Here is a 15698-nt window from a genome sequence, read left to right as displayed (position 1 = left end):
CTCGGAAGGAGCGAGGTCCAGCTTCGGTGGGGTGAGGCCCTCGAGAGGGCTTCCCGGCGCGAGCGCTGAAGGCCCCCCTCCGGAGGAAGCACCGTGAGTCAGCTTCGAATCAAGATCGGTCCCGAGGACCACGTGGACGGACCGAAGGACGCGCCGATCTCCCTGGTGGAGTACGGCGACTTCCAGTGCCCCTACTGCGCCAAGGCCTACGTGTCGGTGAAGCACGTGAAGCAGGTGCTGGGGGAGCGGCTGAGCTTCGTGTTCCGGAACTTCCCGCTCACGCACCTGCACCCGGACGCGATGCCAGCGGCGCAAGCGGCGGAGGCGGCGGGCGCGCAGGGCCGGTTCTGGGACATGTACGGGCTGCTGTACGAGAACCAGCAGGAGTTGGAGGTGCCCGCGCTGGTGGGCTACGCGGATGAGCTGGGGCTGGACGTGGACCGGTTCGAGCGGGACCTGGCGGAGCACCGCTTCCTGGAGCGGATCCGCCGCGAGGTGAGGGAAGGGGAGCGCATCGGCGCGAAGGGAACGCCGTCCTTCTTCCTGAACGGGCGCCGCTACGAGGGCGACTATTCCCCCGATGGATTGCTGGCGGCGATCGAGGGAGGCCCGGCCGCGTACGGCGGGTGAGCAGGGAGTGATTAACGCGGAGAGCTACCGCTCGGGAGAGCCTTGATCTCCCTCAACCCCTCGATGACCTCTGTGTACATCTCTGAATGGGAGCGCCGGGCTTGCGGGTGGCTCGTCCAGACGAGCAGGGTGTCGAGCGCCTTGGGGCGAAGCCAGTACAGGGGTGGCGTCGTCGACGTCTTTTCCCATTTGCTCCAGTGCTCATCGAAGAGGATGTGCTTGGCGATGTCCCCGACACCGCAGGCGATGATGATGTGGGGGGCGTAGAGACGAAGCTGCCGGATGAGAAACTGCCTGTCCCGGTAGGCGGCGGCCCAGAGCTCCGAGTCGACGCTGGTCGCCGTGCCGCCACACTTGTTGAGATTGACGACGGCGATCTTCGAGATGGCCTCGCGCCGGGATTCGACGTCTGCCGCAGGGACATCCTCCCAGGAAAGTCCGCCCCGGTGGATGCCATGGGTCCAGTAGGAGATGACGGTCCACGTCGGGCCGATGCTGCCATCCCCCACCACGTCGAAGAGGTTCCAGGCCGGCACGCTCTCGTCCGCGTTGACCTCCTTGAGGAGGAAGAGCACTCGCGGATTTGAGTCCCAGTACGAGGAGCCCCTGGCCATCCCATCCGGGTAGAAGGAACGGTTCCCCTGCGTGAGGTGCTCCTTCCACTCCGCGAACAGCGCCGCCTCTTCCTGCTCGATGCTCTGGTTCATGGGCCCCCTGTGCTCGTGACGTTTGCACCTCGACAGGGAGCGCACAACCCCGGGGGTAGACGGTTCGAGGCTCGTGGTAGATCGGCTGCGGCTGACCTCACGTTTCATTACTCCTCGAAAACGTACGCCGCTTCAGGTCATGAGCCCGTCCATCTCCCTCCAACAACTCACGTTCAGCGGCGGTGAGAGCATCGAGCTCGAACCCGACTCCATCGTCGTCATCGTCGGTCCCAACAACGCCGGGAAGAGCGCAACGCTTCGCGAAATCATCAACCTGGTCCAGGGCCACGCATCGGAAAACAACGTGGTCACCGGGTTGGTGATTCAGCATTCCGGAACGACCCAGGAGTTCCTGGAGCGATTAGCTCCCTACCGTCGGCCAGACTCCTCTCCCACCGCACCGGAATACAACCTCAAGGAGTTCGAGGACTGGGTGCTGCATGGAGACATCAGGACCTCAATCTCCAGGGTGTCCTTTCGTGCCGACCTCTACCGGGTGGGTGAGGAGCTCCTCCGGTGTTTCTGGGAGGATGCGAACGCCACCCATCTCTCCCCGTTCAACTCTCTCTTCTTCTACCTGCTCGATCTCCCCAATCGATTCACGGCGACCGAGCCCGCCAAGGCCATCAACCTCGCGACAGGCACCGCGCACCATCCCATCCAGAAGATGTGCATGGATGAGGCACTGGCCCAGCGGCTCAGCCGCTACTTTCAACGCGCCTTCGGACAAGCACTCATCCTCAACCGCGCCGCCGGTAGCAAAATCCCGATCCATTGCGGCGAAGTTCCTCCCTTCGAGCCCGGCGAAGACCGTGTCTCCGCCAGCTATGCCCGGAAGCTCGAAAAGCTCCCTCTGCTCCAACACCAGGGAGACGGAATGCGCAGCTTCGCGAGCTGCCTCCTCCAGGTCACGGCTGTCGACAAGTTCGTCGTCTTGATCGACGAGCCCGAGGCCTACCTCCACCCGCCCCAGGCCCGCTTTCTCGGAACGTTGTTGGCCAGGGAGAAGCCCGCCGGACGCCAACTCATCATCGCGACCCACAGTGGGGATCTGCTTCGTGGGCTCCTGGATGCGAACTCCGCGAACCTCAAGGTCATCCGGCTCACGCGCGAGGGAGATGTCAATCATGCGCGTGCGCTCGATACCAGCCGGATTCGAGAGCTTCTGGGACGATCCCATCCTCCGCTTCTCCAATACCCTGGACAGCCTCTTCCACGAGCAGGTCGTGCTCTGCGAGGCGGATGGAGATTGCCGCTTCTATGCCGCGCTCCTGGAGGCGGCTCAGCCCGAGAACACGGACACCCGGATACCGGATGTCATGTTCACGAGCACGGGTGGCAAGCACAAGATACCGACGATCGCCGCCGCCCTGGCCAGCATCGGCATTCCCACCCGTGCCGTGGTGGACTTCGATGTCTTGAACAGCGAGTCCCCTCTGCAGCAGGCCATCGCGGCGCTCGGCGGCACCTGGACCCACTTCCAACCGCGTTGGAAGCAGGTCAAATCAGGCGTCGAAAAGCGGCGGCCAGAGCTGGAAACCACTCATGTCCAGGCAGAAATCGGAAAAATCCTGAGTCAGGTCAACACAGCGGTCTTCCCGAGCGAGGCCACGAAACGCATCCAGGAGATCCTCAAGAAGACCTCGCCTTGGGATGAGGCGAAGCGGGTAGGACTGGACGCGGTGCCAGCGGGGCAGGAACGCCAGACGGCCGAGAAGCTCCTCGCCGACCTCAAGCAGCTCGGGCTCTTCATCGTGGAGCGGGGCGAAATGGAGAGCTTCGACCCCACCGTGGGTGGACATGGAAACGCCTGGGTGGCGGAGGTCCTGCGCAAGGACCTTCGACAGGATCCGCACCTCGAGCAGGCCAGGCGGTTCGTCCGTGAATTGATTCACACCCCGCTGAGGGAACCCCGGAAACACGAAGGGTGAGGGCAGTGGCGAACCCGGGGTCCGCACCACCCTCACCCCGTCCCTCTCCCGAAGGGAGAGGGGAAGTGGCCGCGGTGAAATGGCCGCGGTGAAACGCCTTACTTCGCGGGCGGCGTGGGCACGGGGGCCTTGGCCTTCTTCTCCGCTCCCGCGAAGTCGCCGGCCTTGACCACCGTCACCTTCTTCCAGTCCAGGTAGCGCGAGAGCGCCGTGCGCACGTCGTCGGGCTTGAGCTCGCTCATGCGCTTCTCGAAGGCCGCGTCGAACTCCAGCGTGCGCCCGTAGTACAGGTACGACGCCAGCGTGCGCGCCAGGCCCCCGTCATCCGCGCGGCCCGTGCGCCGGTACTCCAGCAGGCCCGAGCGCGCCTTCTCCAGCTCGTCCGCGGTGAAGCCCTGGCTCAGCACCTTCTCCAACTCCTCGCGCACCGCCGTCTCCAGCTTCGCCGCGTTCTGCGGCGCATAGATGGCGTACGTGGAGAAGGAGCCCACGGGGTCCAACGAGCCCGCGCTCAGCGAGCTGCCCACGCTATAGGACAGGCCGTCCTGCTGGCGCACGCGCGTGGCCAGCCGCGAGTTGAGGAAGCCGCCGCCGAGCAGGAAGTTGCCGAGCACCAGCGCCGGGTAGTCCGGGTTGTCGTCGCGCACGCCGAGCCCCTGGCCCGCCAGGAACAGCGCGTTCGCCTTGTCCGGCGTCTCGAGCATGAGCGCCTGCGTCCCCGCCTTGTACGGCTGCGCCGGGATGCGCGCGTAGGGCGCCGGGCTCTTCCAGCCGCCGAACAGCTCGGCCACCTGCTGCTTCAGGGCCTCGGCGTCGAAGTCGCCCACGGCGGCGAGCTCGCCCTGCGAGGCGCCGTAGAAGTCACGGTAGAAGGCCCGCGCCTGCTCCAGGGTGGTGCCCTTCGCGCCGGCGAGCGACTCGTCCAGCGTCTCCGCGTAGTACGGGTGCCCGGCGGGGTAGGGCGAGAGCGCGCGTGAGAAGGCGATGCGGCCCTGCGTATTGGGCTCGCTGCGCTGCGCCTCCAGCCCGGCCAGCCGCTCCTCCTGGAGGAGGGCGAACTCCTTGGGGTCGAAGGCGGGCTCGCGCAGCACCTCGGCCACCAGCTTCATCACCTCGGGGAGGTTCTGGCGCGGGGCTTCAATCCAGACACTGGCGCCGGTGGCACCGCCGTCCACGCCCACGCGGGCCTTGAGCTTGTCGAAGGTGTCGCGCAATTGCTGGCGCGTGTGCTTCTTCGTGCCGCGCATGAGCATCATGCCCGCGTAGTCGGCGGCGTCCGAGCGGCCCCAGACGGTCTTCTCGGTGCCCCAGCGCAGGTTGAAGGTGACGTTGACCATCTCGCCGCGCGTCTTCTTGGGCAGCAGCGCCAGCTTGAGCCCGGCGGCCTGCGAGCGCTGCACGCGCTGCTCGATGTTGGCGGGGGAGGGATCGAACGCCTCGCCCACGGCGACCTCGCCGCGGCCCTTGTAGCCCTCGAGCATGGAGGCCATGTTGACGCGCGGAGGCATCTCCGAGCGGTCCGGCTTCGCGGTGGGGATGAACTGGCCGAGGGTGCGGTTGGAGGACTTGAGGTAGCTCTGGGCCACGCGCGAGACGTCGGCGGCGGTGACGGCTTCAATCCGGTCGCGGTGGAGGAAGAAGAGGCGCCAGTCGCCGATGGCGGCCCACTCGGAGAGCTGGATGGCGGCGCTCTCCGAGTCGTTGAGCATCAGCTCCACGTACTTGAGCAGGGCCGTCTTGGCGCGGTCCACCTCGTCCTGGGAGAAGGGCTTGAGGGCGGCCTCCTCGACGGTCTTCAGGAGGGTGTCGCGGGCGGCCTCGAGCGGCTGGCCCTCACGGACCTCGGCGGAGAAGGCGAGGATGCCGGGGTCGTGGAGCTGGAAGTTGGAGGCACCGGCGCTGGAGGCCTTCTTCGTCTCCACGAGGGCCTTGTAGAGGCGGCCGGAGGGAGCGTTGCCGAGGATGTGCGTGAGCACGTCGATGGCGGCGAAGTCGGGGTGGGCACCCTCGGGCACGTGGTAGACGGCGGTGAGGGCGCTCACATCGCCCACGCGGCGCAGGGTGACGAGCCGCTCGCCATCCTGGGTGGGCTCCTCGGTATAGGTGACGGGGAGGGGCTCGGCGGGCCTGGGCAGGGCGCCGAAGGTCTTCCGCACCTCGGCGAGGGCCTTCTGGGGCTCGAAGGCGCCGGCGATGACGAGCATGGCGTTATCGGGCCGGTAGTACTTCCGGTAGAAGGCCTGGAGGCGCTCGATGGGGACGTTCTCGAGGTCCGCGCGGCTGCCGATGGTGGGCTTGCCGTAGTTGTGCCAGTTGAAGGCGGCGCTCATGACGCGCTGGAAGAGGATGCGAGAAGGGTCGTTCTCGCCGCGCTCCAGCTCGTTGCGCACGACGGTCATCTCGCTGTCGAGGTCCTTCTTGGCGATGAAGCTGTTGACCATGCGGTCGGCCTCGAAGGAGAGGGCCCAGGAGAGGTTCTCGTCGGAGGCGGGGAGCGTCTCGTAATAGTTGGTGCGGTCCAGCCAGGTGGTGCCATTGGGGCGGGCGCCGCGCTGGGTGAGGGCCTGGGGCACGTTGGTGGTGGTGGGGGTGCCTTTGAAGAGGAGGTGCTCGAGGAGGTGGGCCATGCCCGTCTCGCCGTAGCCCTCGTGGCGCGAGCCGACGAAGTAGGTGACGTTGACGGTGACGGTGGGCTTGGTGGGGTCGGGGAAGAGGAGGACGCGCAGCCCGTTGTCGAGCCGGTACTCGGTGATGCCCTCGACGCTGGTGAAGGGAGCGGAGGGGCTGGCGGGGGCCTCGGCGCGGGGCTGGGAGGCGGCGTCGGAGGGGGGCGCCGAGGGGCCCGGCCCGTTGACGAGCGGGGGAGTACAGGCGACGAGGAGGGCCGCGACGAGGAGGCGGAAGCGGGGGTGAAGGGTCATACGGGAGAGGCCTGCTTTCGCGAGGGGGAGACAGAACGACGTCCGGAGGCTACCAACCGGGCATCCCCCGGCCGTGTTCCCGAGGGAAGGGATACAGCGGGGGAAAGCCCAGGGCTGAACGAAGTGGGCCGGGACTGGCCAGGGGAGCACTCGGGCCATCCCCTCTCCCTCTGGGAGAGACCGGGGCGAAGCGGCGGCCGAGGGCTCGTCGTCCCCTCCTGGCGCCGGATAGCATGCGCGAGCCGCTTCAACCCCGCGAAGGGAGCCCCCATGTCGCGCCCGGAGTCCGTGAAGGCCGCGGATGCCTATGTGTTCGCCCGAGAGGAAGTCCGCGAGCGGTTGGAGTACCTGGCGGAGCATTCGGATCCAGCCACCCACCGGCGCGTTCGGCGGCTGGGCCCGTGCGAGGGCTGGCACTGCTTCGAGCTGGGCTTCGGCAGTGGCTCGATCGCCTTGTGGCTGAGCCAGCAGGTGGGCCCTCGAGGCCGGGTGCTGGCGGTGGACCTGGACCCGCGCTTCCTGGCGGGGAAGGCGGTGCCGAACCTGGAGGTCCGCCAGCAGGACATCACCCGAGTACCCCCGCCCGAGCGGACCTTCGACTTCGCGCACGTCCGGCTGGTGCTCATGCACCTGCCGCAGCGGGAGCAGGTGCTGGAGCAGCTCGCCGCCTCGCTCAAGCCCGGGGGGTGGCTGTTGGTGGAGGAGCATGAGTCCTTCCCCACGCTGCTGGAGAAGGGGGTGCCGTCGGCCTATCCGCGGCTGTGGGAGGCGATGTTCGAGGCGGGGCACCGCCGGGGCATGGATGGGGCGTGGGCGCGAAAGGTGCCCGGGTTGATGCGGAAGCTGGGGCTGGAGCAGGTGGGCACCGACGTGGACGTGCCCTTCTTCCATGGGGGCTCGCCGGCGGCCGAGTTCTGGAGGCTCACGGCGGAGCAGCTCCAGCCGCAGATGGAGGCGCATGGATTGCTCACCCGGCAGGAGCTGGCCGAGGCCACCACGCTGATGCGAGACCCCTCGGCCTGGCTCTTCGGCCCCGCCATGGTGGCCACGTGGGGACGGCGCCCGGCGAACCCGCGAGGCGTGGACGAGTCCGGTGTGGAGTGAGGCTGGGCGTGACCCTGGAGGGCCGATGGCCACCAGAGCGAAGAGATCCACCACGAAGAAGAGCGCCCCCGGGCCCCATGCACTGGGAACGGTCATCGCCGAACGAACCCTGACGGTCGGAGGGCAGGGTGACTCGTCCGTACGAATCCGAATCGGGAAGCCCAGGAAGGATCGCGCGACGGGCGACTACTTCTGCCCCTACAGCCTCGAGGGACTCGGAGACCGGACGGTCCGCGAGGCCTGGGGCATGGACTCCATGCAGGCCCTTCAGAATGCATTGCAGGCCATCCGCCTCGGCCTCACCCCACATGCCAAAGCCCTGAGTTGGGCGGGAGGACAGGACGGCTGGCTGGGATTTCCCAAGGTGATTCCCGACCTCTTCGGACCGGCGTTCACCCTGCGGCTGGAGAAGCTGGTGGACCGGGAAACGGACCGCTTCGCTCGCACGCTAGAGGGTCGTGGAAAGCGGAGCACCAAGCACCAACGATGAATCCCACAGCTCTCGTGAAAGGACTGAATCCCAAGACCGAGGTCAGCGCGAAAAGCGTGCCCAGGTACTACGAACTAAGGGACGACGTGTATCACCCCGGGCGCTGGCACCTTCGGCATCCCGTCGATGAGCACGGGCAGAAGATCAATCCCTGGCAGTTCAGTGAGGGCAAAAGGCTCGACGCGATGGGAACGATCCGCTTCCCCGTGAGGCCCGACGGAGTGGAGCTCGACTTCAGCTGGGACTCATTCTCCATCCCTCTGGTGAACAGCCGCTTCATCCAGTGCATCGAGCAACTGGGCATCCAGGAGGTCCAGTTCCTCCCCGTCCAGGTGGACGGCCACGCCGGGCCCTATTTCATCCTCAATGCGCTGCGCATCCTCCGCTGCATCGACGACGCCCGCTGCGCCGAGGTGAAGTACTTCACGCCCGATGACGGCCAGCCGGAGAAGATTGGCGAGTACAAGTACGTGCGGGGGATGCGCATCGACCCGGCGAAAACAGAAGGCGCCCGCGTCTTGCGCCCCTGGGGCTGGACCCTGTCCCTCATCGTCTCCGAGGACCTCAAGCAGGCCCTGGAGCGCGAGGGCCTCACCGGCACGCGCTTCACCGAGGTGTAACGGGGCCCCCTACCAGCACCGGGCGGCGAAGGCGGCCAGCTCGCGGTTGAAGCGGCGGGCGTCCTCCCAGAAGGGCGAGTGGCCGACGCCCGAGTACAAGGACACCTGGGCCCCGGGCACCAGCGAGGCGATGTGCCGGCTCGAGGCGGGCAGCACCATGCGGTCCTCCAGCCCGTGCGTCACCAGCACCGGCACCGAGAGCCCCTGCAGCACGTCGTCATAATCCTCGGAGCGCGAGCCGAGCGCCTCGCGCACGTACGCCGGCACCAGCTCCGTGTACGCCAGCACCCGCTTGCGCGTCTCCTGGGACACCGGCTGGTGGTGCAGCAGCGACACGAAGCGCTCCAGGGTGTCGCGGCCCCCCTCCTCGGTGAACAGCCCGGGGACGAGCGCGTGCATCTCGGGCGACAGCATCCCGAAGGCCTCCTCGGAGCCGCTCTTCACCATGGCGGACACGAAGTGCACCCCGGCCACGTACCCCTGGCCGAAGTGGCGCAGGTAGTCCGCGACGATCATCGCCCCGTAGGACCAGCCCACCATCAGCGGCCGCTCCAGCTCCAGCGCGGTGATGACGGCATGGAGGTCCCTCGCCCACACCCGGCCATCCCCGTAGGAGTCCCGCGGCTTGTCCGAGAGCCCATGGCCCCGCAGGTCCAACGCCACCAGCCGGAAGCCCAGGCCCAGGGCGCTCTGGAACTGCCGCCGCCACGCCAGGTGGCACTGGGAGAAGCCGTGGACGAAGAAGAGCGTCGGCCCGTACACGTCCCCCGCGTCGTACACGCGCAGGGCCACGCCCCCGGCGCCCTCCACCGTGTGCACGCGCACCGGGATGGGCTCGAAGAAGGGCGACTCGTTCTCCGGGTCCCTCCAGGCCGTGGGCGGCTCCAGCACCGTCATCGCCGGGCCCTGGCGGGGCCGCGCCATCGGAGAAGGCATCTGCACGGAGGGTGAGAGGAGTTCGTCCATCATGGCGCGCGTTCCTGTCGGGGGACGGACCCGGAGGGTCCGGCTCCGCTAGGAATAGGCATCCCCTTCAGGATCGGGAGCCCCCCTTCTCCGGAAGTCCTCCGAAACCCGTGCGCCACCAGAATACTTTTCCAGCCCAGGACAAACCGCTTTCCCCGGAGGGTGGGGGAGGGTGCCCGCTTGCAGGGCGCGGGCCGGGGGAATGCGCGGTGGGAGACGTCTGGCCGCCCAGGGGGCGCGGGGAAGGGTGGAGCGGGCGTCGTCAGGCGAGGCGGTTAGTAGTAAGCCCACGTCGTACACGGACACGCAGGTGTCGGGAGCTTCTCGCATGAAACGCTTCTTCGTCGGCTCGCTCGCGGTGGTGGGCGCGCTGAGCATTCTCCTCTTCGGTTGCCTGGTGGGGCTCCTCATCCTGGGGGCGTCCAACAAGCCGACGGTGCCGGGCCAGGTGGTGCTGGAGCTGGAGCTGGACGAGCGGCTGGTGGAGTACGTGCCGGAGGACTCGCTGGCGAGCGCGTTCGGCTCGGAGCGGCTGACGGTGAGGGACGTGGTGGACGCGCTGGAGAAGGCGGGGGGTGACGAGCGGGTGAAGGGGCTGGTGGTGAAGGTGAGTGGGACGCCGGGGAGCACGGCGGTGGTGCAGGAGCTGCGGGACGCGGTGAAGGCCTTCCGGGCGACGGGGAAGAAGGCGGTGGCGTACGCGGACACGTTCGGCGAGAGCGGCAACGCGACGGGGGGGTACTACCTGGCCTCGGCGTTCGACGAGGTGTACGTGCAGCCCTCGGGCGAGGTGTCGGTGACGGGGGTGGCCATCGAGACGCCCTTCGCGCGGGACGCGCTGGCGAAGCTCGGGGTGAAGCCGCGGATGAGCAAGCGCCACGAGTACAAGGCGGCGGTGAACACGTTCACGGAGCAGACGTACACGGGGCCGCACCGGGAGGAGACGGAGCGCTTCCTGACGAGCCTCTTGGGGCAGATGGTGAAGGGGGTGGCGGAGGAGCGGGACCTGAGCGAGGAGCAGGCGCGGGCGGCGGTGGACGCGGCGCCGTTGCTGGCGCAGGAGGCGCTGGAGGCGAAGCTGGTGGACGGGCTGCTGTACCGCGACGAGGTGTACGCGAAGGTGAAGGAGGCGGCGGGCGAGGGGGCGCGGCTGCTCTACCTGGAGAAGTACCTGGAGCGGGCGGGGCGGCCGAACCAGACGGGCCCGCAGTCGGTGGCGCTCATCTACGGAGCGGGGGAGATTTCGCGGGGGCAGAGCCGGGCCAACCCCATGTCGGGAGACGTGACGATGGGGAGCGACACGGTGGCGGCGGCGTTCCGCAAGGCGGTGGAGGACGAGCGGGTGAAGGCGATCGTCTTCCGGGTGGACAGCCCCGGAGGCAGCTACGTGGCGAGCGACTCGGTGCGCCGCGAGGTGCAGCGGGCGCGCGAGAAGGGCAAGCCGGTCATCGTGACGATGGGCACGTACGCGGCGAGCGGCGGGTACTTCGTGTCGATGGACGCGGACAAGATTGTCGCGCAGCCCGGGACGCTGACGGGGAGCATCGGCGTGTACAGCGGGAAGATGGTGACGGCGGAGTTCTGGGAGAAGCTGGGGGTGAACTGGGAGCCGTTGGGGGCGGGGAAGAACGCGACGATGTACACCTCGGACGCGGACTTCACGCCGGAGCAGAACGCGAAGCACGAGGCGTCGTTGGACCGGGTGTACGCGGACTTCACGGGCAAGGCGGCGGCGGGGCGGAAGATGCCGCTGGAGAAGATGCAGGACGTGGCCAGGGGGCGGGTGTGGACGGGGGAGGACGCGAAGGCGCACGGGCTGGTGGACGAGCTGGGCGGCTTCCCGGTGGCGCTGAAGCTGGCGAAGGAAGCGGCGAAGCTGGAGGGCCCGGTGCGGGTGGAGGTGTTCCCCCGGAAGAAGGGAGCGGCCGAGGTGCTCTCGGAGCTGCTGGGCGAGAAGCAGGGGGACAACAGCGAGGACGAGGCGGCGGGCGTGCGGATGACGGCGCCGTGGCACCCGGTGTTCGAGCAGACGCGGGCGCTGTACCGGCTGGGCACGCAGCTCGGCGTGGTGGGCGAGCAGCGCCGGCAGGTGCTCTCCGCGCCGGTGCCCGAGACCTCCTGGTAGTCCCGGGCCCGCGAGGTCAGTAAAATCACGTATTCCTGGATTTGCTTGACCCAGGTAAAGACACACAGCATGGTGGCCGGCAGGGGAGCCTGCCGGCCCTCGTCTCACAAGGAGAAGCCATGCTGAGCAACATGCCGAAGTCTGTCTTCAACGGACTGGCGGCCCTGACGGTGGCCGTTCCCGTCCTGGCCTGGAGCAACCTGCTGCCGGTGCACAACGTGCGCTCCTCGGCGGTGTCCATGTTCCACGAGTACGATTACGCCCTGCAGCAGGGCACCAGCCACACGGTGGGCTACAGCCGGGCGACGTTGAGCTGGCAGGAGGGCACGCTCCAGAGCTTCGGCAACCTGCAGCTCAAGACGAAGACGGACACCTTCGAGCTCAAGCTGGTGCGCACCACCTCGTCCGACGTGGACGAAATCCAGGGCGAGTGGGACGTGTACAAGAATGGCAATCCCACGTGCGCCGGGTGCAAGGGTTCCGTCTACGTGGCGCCGGTGGGGCTCGGGTACGAGTACTTCAAGGGCTGGGTCGACAATGGCAAGGTCGCCTACTCCTTCTACGGCGACCTGGATCCCAACACGCGCTACGACTACTGAGCGCGTCCTTCGATGACTGACCACCGCGCCCATATCCCCTCGCCCTCCGGGAGAGGGACGGGGTGAGGGTGCCACGCCCCCTGGGTTGAACCCCTGCACCCCACCGCGGGCCACGGGTCGAAGAACGGGCGACGCCGGTGAGCCGCCTCCGCCGCCGTCGGCCACCGGACACGAGGAACCTGTCGCACGCCCTGGATAACCAGACAGCCCCTGAAGACAGACAGGAAATCGCGCCGGGACGCAAGCTCGTGACGCGAACAGACAAGACAGCCCGGGAGGAAATGTTCTAGAGAGCCGCGCACGCATGGGGGAGCGGCCAATGCAGACGAAGAAGCGGCTGGGCGAAATCCTGGTGGAGCTGGGAGTGATGGATGGGCCGCGGTTGCAGTCGGCCCTGGCCTACCAGCGCAAAAGGGGCGTGCCGCTGGGGCAGGTGGTGGTGGACCTGCGCTTCTGCACGGCGAACCAGGTGCTGGAGGCGCTGGCGCACCAGACGGGCGTGCCGGCGATGGACCTGGACGCCGAGCGGCTGAACCTGGAGCTGGCGGAGCTGGTGCCGAGGCGGCTGGCGGAGATGCACCGGGTGGTGCCGCTGCGGCAGGAGGGCCCTCGGGACATGGTGCTGGTGGTGGCGATTGCCGCGCCGGCGAGCCCGCAGTCGCTGGACGCGGTGCGCGGCGTGGCGCGCAAGGCGCGGGTGGTGCCGTGGCTGGCGACGGACGCGGCGATTGGCCGGGCCATCGAGCGGCTCTACCAGGACGGAGCGGCGGCGGCGCCGAGGCGGGCGGAGGTGGAGTCCATCACGCTGCCCGAGGCGGACGTGGACCTGCCGCTCAACCCGGGCTGCATGGCGGCGCTGACGGAGGGGGGCCGCTTCGACGAGGCGCGCGGCATCCTCCTGCCGGACCTGAATCCCGAGCGCGAGACGCTGGACATCCCGCTGCTGGAGCCGCTGGACGTGGAGGAGCTGGCGGGGCTGCTGGAGCTGCCGGAGCAGGCGGAGCCCCCGGCGGGCGCGGTGCTCATCTACGGGTGGGGCGCGGCGGCGGCGGCGGGGCTGGTGCGGGTATTGGGGGAGGCGGGTTTCCGGGCGAGCGTGGCGAGCACGGAGCAGGTGCTGGCGGCGGACGAGCGGGCGGTGGTGCTCGCGCCGTTGCCGTCGCTGGAGGCGATGAGGCGCAGGCCGGTGGCGCAGTTGCTGGTGGCGGGCAAGGTGCCGGAGCTGGACGTGGTGAGGGCGCAGGCACTGGGAGCGCGCGGCTTCCTGGCGGCGCCGCTGGACACGGACCTGATGCTGCGGGCGGTGAGGCGGCTGCTGCGCGCGGCGGGCGAGCGGCCCCGAGTGCCGGTGGCGGCACGGCGGCAGGCCGCGGGAGAGGCGCCCCGGCTCCGGGCGGCGAGCTGAGGCGCCTCGGGACGGCTCAGCGCACCAGCTCCAGGAAGCTCTCGGTGGGCATCCACAGCGAGGAGAAGCTCGAGCGGGAGCGAGGAGAAGGGCTCGGCGCGGACGATGGCCTCGCCCTCGTAGGAGTCGACGAGGAGCCAGCCGCGCTTGACGCGCTGGAAGAGCTCGAGCGTGTGGGCGGCGGGATCGATGAGCCACACGTGAGAAACACCGGCGCGAGCGTAGGCGGGGAGCTTGCGGGTGCGGTCGAGCGCGGCGGTGGAGGGCGTGAGGACCTCGCAAATCCAATCCGGCGCGAGCGTGAGGAAGGGCTCATCGGGCGTGGGAGCCTCGGTGAGCCGGTCGCGGCGCCAACCGGCGAGGTCCGGGACGAGCACATCGCGGCCGAGCCGGGAGCTCGGGAGCGCGCAGGAAGCACCACCGGCCGGACCCACCGCGGCGCGGGTCGAGCCTTTCACCGAGTTCCACACCCAACATGAAGGCGGCGCGGGCCTGACCAGGCGCCGGCCGAGGCGAAGCCACCAGCTCCTCGTCCACGATCTCCCCAACCCATCCCATCGGCAGCGCCTCGAGAGCCGAGTACGCAGCCTGGCTGTTGCACATCGGAATCACCCTGTCCTCCTGCGGCCCTGGTGAGTGGGCCGGGCAGGGGAAGCAGTCTAGGGAGGGGTCTGACATGCGCCCGGCGGCGGGGCAGGTGTCTACTTGCCGATACAGAAGCGCTGGAAGATGGCGTCGAGGAGGGCCTCGGAAGCGGAGGTACCGGACACTTCGCCGAGGGACTCGAGAGCGAGGCCGACCTCCCCGGAGACGACCTCGAGGGTGGAGAAGCGGCAGGCGGACTCGGCGCGGGAGAGGGCCTCGGCGGTGCGCCGGAGGGCATCGGCGTGACGTTCGGAGACGAGGGCGACGGCGGAGGGAGCACCGCCACCCCACAAGCGAGAGAGCATCGCGGAACGAAGCCCCTCAACACCCTCACCCGTGAGCCCACTGACAGCCAAGGCCGAACCAGCCACGAAGTCCCCAGACCCACGGACATTTCCCCTCTCCCCCCGGGAGAGGGACGGGGTGAGGGTGCCCGCATCCCGGGTTGAGCCCGAGTCAATTCCCTCTCCCTCTGGGAGAGGGTCAGGGTGAGGGTCAGCACCGTCCCGAGCCCCCCTGACATCACACTTGCCAGCCACGAGGAGAACAGGAGTAGCGCCCGCGTCACGGAGCCACCGCTGAGCCTCACCCTCACTGACCTCGGGAGGGAGCACGAGCACGGCGAGGTCGACGGAACCGAGCACCTCGCGAGTGCGAGCAATGCCCAGCGCCTCCACCCTGCCAGGAGCCTCACGAAGCCCGGCGGTATCGAGCAGCACCACACCGAGCCCGTCCCACTCGACGCGGGCCTCCAGGACATCACGAGTCGTGCCCGGCTCCTCATCGACGAGTGCACGCGCCTCCCCGAGGAGCCGGTTGAACAGGGTGGACTTGCCCGCATTCACGGGCCCATACAGGGCCACCCGAGCCCCGCGGCGCACGAGCCGTCCACGACCCACCTCGGCGAGCAACGAATCCGCGGAAGCCCGCAGCGCGGAGACACGGGCGTGAGCGCCCTCATCGGCGCCCTCGGCCTCCTCGGGAAAGTTCAGCACGCCCTCGAGGTCGGCATGGAGCGAGCGCAGCGGCTCCTCCAGCGCCCGCACTCGAGCAGCCAACGCCCCAGCGAGCCCCGCGGCCGCAGCCCGCACAGCGGCCTCCGAGTCCGCGGCGACGAGGTCGGCCACCGCCTCGGCGCGGGTGAGATCCATGCGGCCATGAAGGAAGGCGCGGCGGGTGAACTCCCCGGGCCCGGCGGGGCGGACGGCGGGGTGCTCCAGGGCGCGGGCGAGCAACATGCGGAGGAGACGGGGACTCCCATGGGCCTGGAGCTCGACGACATCCTCCCCGGTGAACGAATGGGGCGCGCGGAAGAACAGGAACAACCCCTCATCGAGCACGGAGCCGGAACCATCGACGAAGGAGGCCAGATAGGCATGCCGCGGAGTCGGCGAAGCGGGCACACCGGGGGCGAGCAGGCGGCCCACCTCGAGGGCCGCGGGGCCGGAGAGGCGGAGAATACCGACGGCACCGGCGGCGGGAGCGGTGGCGAGCGCGGCGAGGGTAGCGGGAGGGGAGCTGATGAGGGGGACGTCATGGGAGCCTCACCCGCCCC

General features: G+C 68.9%; 12 protein-coding genes and 2 pseudogenes. 9 read left to right on the top strand and 5 right to left on the bottom strand.

Features of this window, described 5'->3' with window-relative positions:
* The first annotated feature begins 93 nt into the window (after nt 1-93).
* Nucleotides 94-630, top strand: coding sequence for a DsbA family protein (locus ACN28I_RS30170; RefSeq protein WP_420945373.1), 537 nt, complete (start codon nt 94-96; stop codon nt 628-630).
* Between the two features lie 11 nt (nt 631-641).
* Here the strand turns inward: ACN28I_RS30170 and ACN28I_RS30165 are convergent, their stop codons facing one another.
* Nucleotides 642-1337, bottom strand: coding sequence for a hypothetical protein (locus ACN28I_RS30165; RefSeq protein ID WP_420945372.1), 696 nt, complete (start codon nt 1335-1337; stop codon nt 642-644).
* A 139-nt stretch (nt 1338-1476) separates the two neighbouring features.
* On the opposite strand from ACN28I_RS30165, the pseudogene ACN28I_RS30160 reads away from it, so the two are divergent.
* A pseudogene (locus ACN28I_RS30160) lies at nt 1477-2331 on the top strand (hypothetical protein); the annotation flags it as partial.
* Nucleotides 2332-2464: 133 nt separating this feature from the next.
* Nucleotides 2465-3268: a TOPRIM nucleotidyl transferase/hydrolase domain-containing protein gene (locus ACN28I_RS30155; RefSeq protein ID WP_420945371.1), complete on the top strand. Its 804-nt coding sequence runs from the start codon at nt 2465-2467 to the stop codon at nt 3266-3268.
* 98 nt (nt 3269-3366) lie between these two features.
* Here ACN28I_RS30155 and ACN28I_RS30150 read toward each other — a convergent pair whose 3' ends face one another.
* Nucleotides 3367-6189 carry a M16 family metallopeptidase gene (locus ACN28I_RS30150; protein ID WP_420945370.1) on the bottom strand — a complete coding sequence of 941 codons (2823 nt, stop codon included), beginning with the start codon at nt 6187-6189 and terminating at the stop codon, nt 3367-3369.
* 270 nt (nt 6190-6459) lie between these two features.
* On the opposite strand from ACN28I_RS30150, the gene ACN28I_RS30145 reads away from it, so the two are divergent.
* Genes ACN28I_RS30145 through ACN28I_RS30135 form a run of 3 tightly spaced genes read left to right on the top strand, consistent with a single transcriptional unit; the run spans nt 6460 to nt 8403 of the window.
* The gene (locus tag ACN28I_RS30145) at nt 6460-7293 is read left to right on the top strand and encodes a class I SAM-dependent methyltransferase (protein WP_420945369.1); all 834 of its coding nucleotides are present in this window, start codon (nt 6460-6462) and stop codon (nt 7291-7293) included.
* Between the two features lie 25 nt (nt 7294-7318).
* Nucleotides 7319-7783 (top strand): DUF6968 family protein, encoded by a 465-nt coding sequence (locus ACN28I_RS30140; RefSeq protein ID WP_420945368.1) that lies wholly within the window; start codon nt 7319-7321, stop codon nt 7781-7783.
* Nucleotides 7780-8403, top strand: coding sequence for an imm11 family protein (locus ACN28I_RS30135; protein WP_420945367.1), 624 nt, complete (start codon nt 7780-7782; stop codon nt 8401-8403). The genes ACN28I_RS30140 and ACN28I_RS30135 overlap by 4 nt, the downstream gene beginning before the upstream one ends.
* Before the next feature lie 9 nt (nt 8404-8412).
* Here ACN28I_RS30135 and ACN28I_RS30130 read toward each other — a convergent pair whose 3' ends face one another.
* Nucleotides 8413-9372 carry an alpha/beta fold hydrolase gene (locus tag ACN28I_RS30130; protein WP_420945366.1) on the bottom strand — a complete coding sequence of 320 codons (960 nt, stop codon included), beginning with the start codon at nt 9370-9372 and terminating at the stop codon, nt 8413-8415.
* 325 nt (nt 9373-9697) lie between these two features.
* On the opposite strand from ACN28I_RS30130, the gene sppA reads away from it, so the two are divergent.
* The 3 genes from sppA (at nt 9698) to ACN28I_RS30115 (ending at nt 13498) form a co-directional block, all read left to right on the top strand.
* Nucleotides 9698-11494, top strand: coding sequence for a signal peptide peptidase SppA (sppA, locus tag ACN28I_RS30125; RefSeq protein WP_420945365.1), 1797 nt, complete (start codon nt 9698-9700; stop codon nt 11492-11494).
* Between the two features lie 119 nt (nt 11495-11613).
* Nucleotides 11614-12093, top strand: a complete 480-nt coding sequence (locus ACN28I_RS30120) for a hypothetical protein (protein ID WP_420945364.1) — start codon at nt 11614-11616, stop codon at nt 12091-12093.
* A gap of 319 nt (nt 12094-12412) precedes the next feature.
* Entirely contained in the window at nt 12413-13498 is a 1086-nt protein-coding gene (locus tag ACN28I_RS30115; protein WP_420945363.1) for a hypothetical protein, read from the top strand.
* Nucleotides 13499-13514: 16 nt separating this feature from the next.
* Here ACN28I_RS30115 and ACN28I_RS30110 read toward each other — a convergent pair.
* Together ACN28I_RS30110 and ACN28I_RS30105 are read right to left on the bottom strand one after the other, a co-directional pair.
* Nucleotides 13515-14101: pseudogene (locus ACN28I_RS30110) on the bottom strand (Uma2 family endonuclease).
* A 98-nt stretch (nt 14102-14199) separates the two neighbouring features.
* Nucleotides 14200-15666 (bottom strand): tRNA modification GTPase, encoded by a 1467-nt coding sequence (locus tag ACN28I_RS30105; protein WP_420948745.1) that lies wholly within the window; start codon nt 15664-15666, stop codon nt 14200-14202.
* Between the last annotated feature and the right edge of the window lie 32 nt (nt 15667-15698).

Source organism: Archangium gephyra (genome assembly GCF_049060025.1).
Classification (GTDB): Bacteria; Myxococcota; Myxococcia; order Myxococcales; family Myxococcaceae; genus Archangium; species Archangium gephyra_A.
The sequence above is the reverse complement of the archived record's forward strand: the minus strand, read 5'-3'. Positions and strand labels throughout refer to the sequence as shown.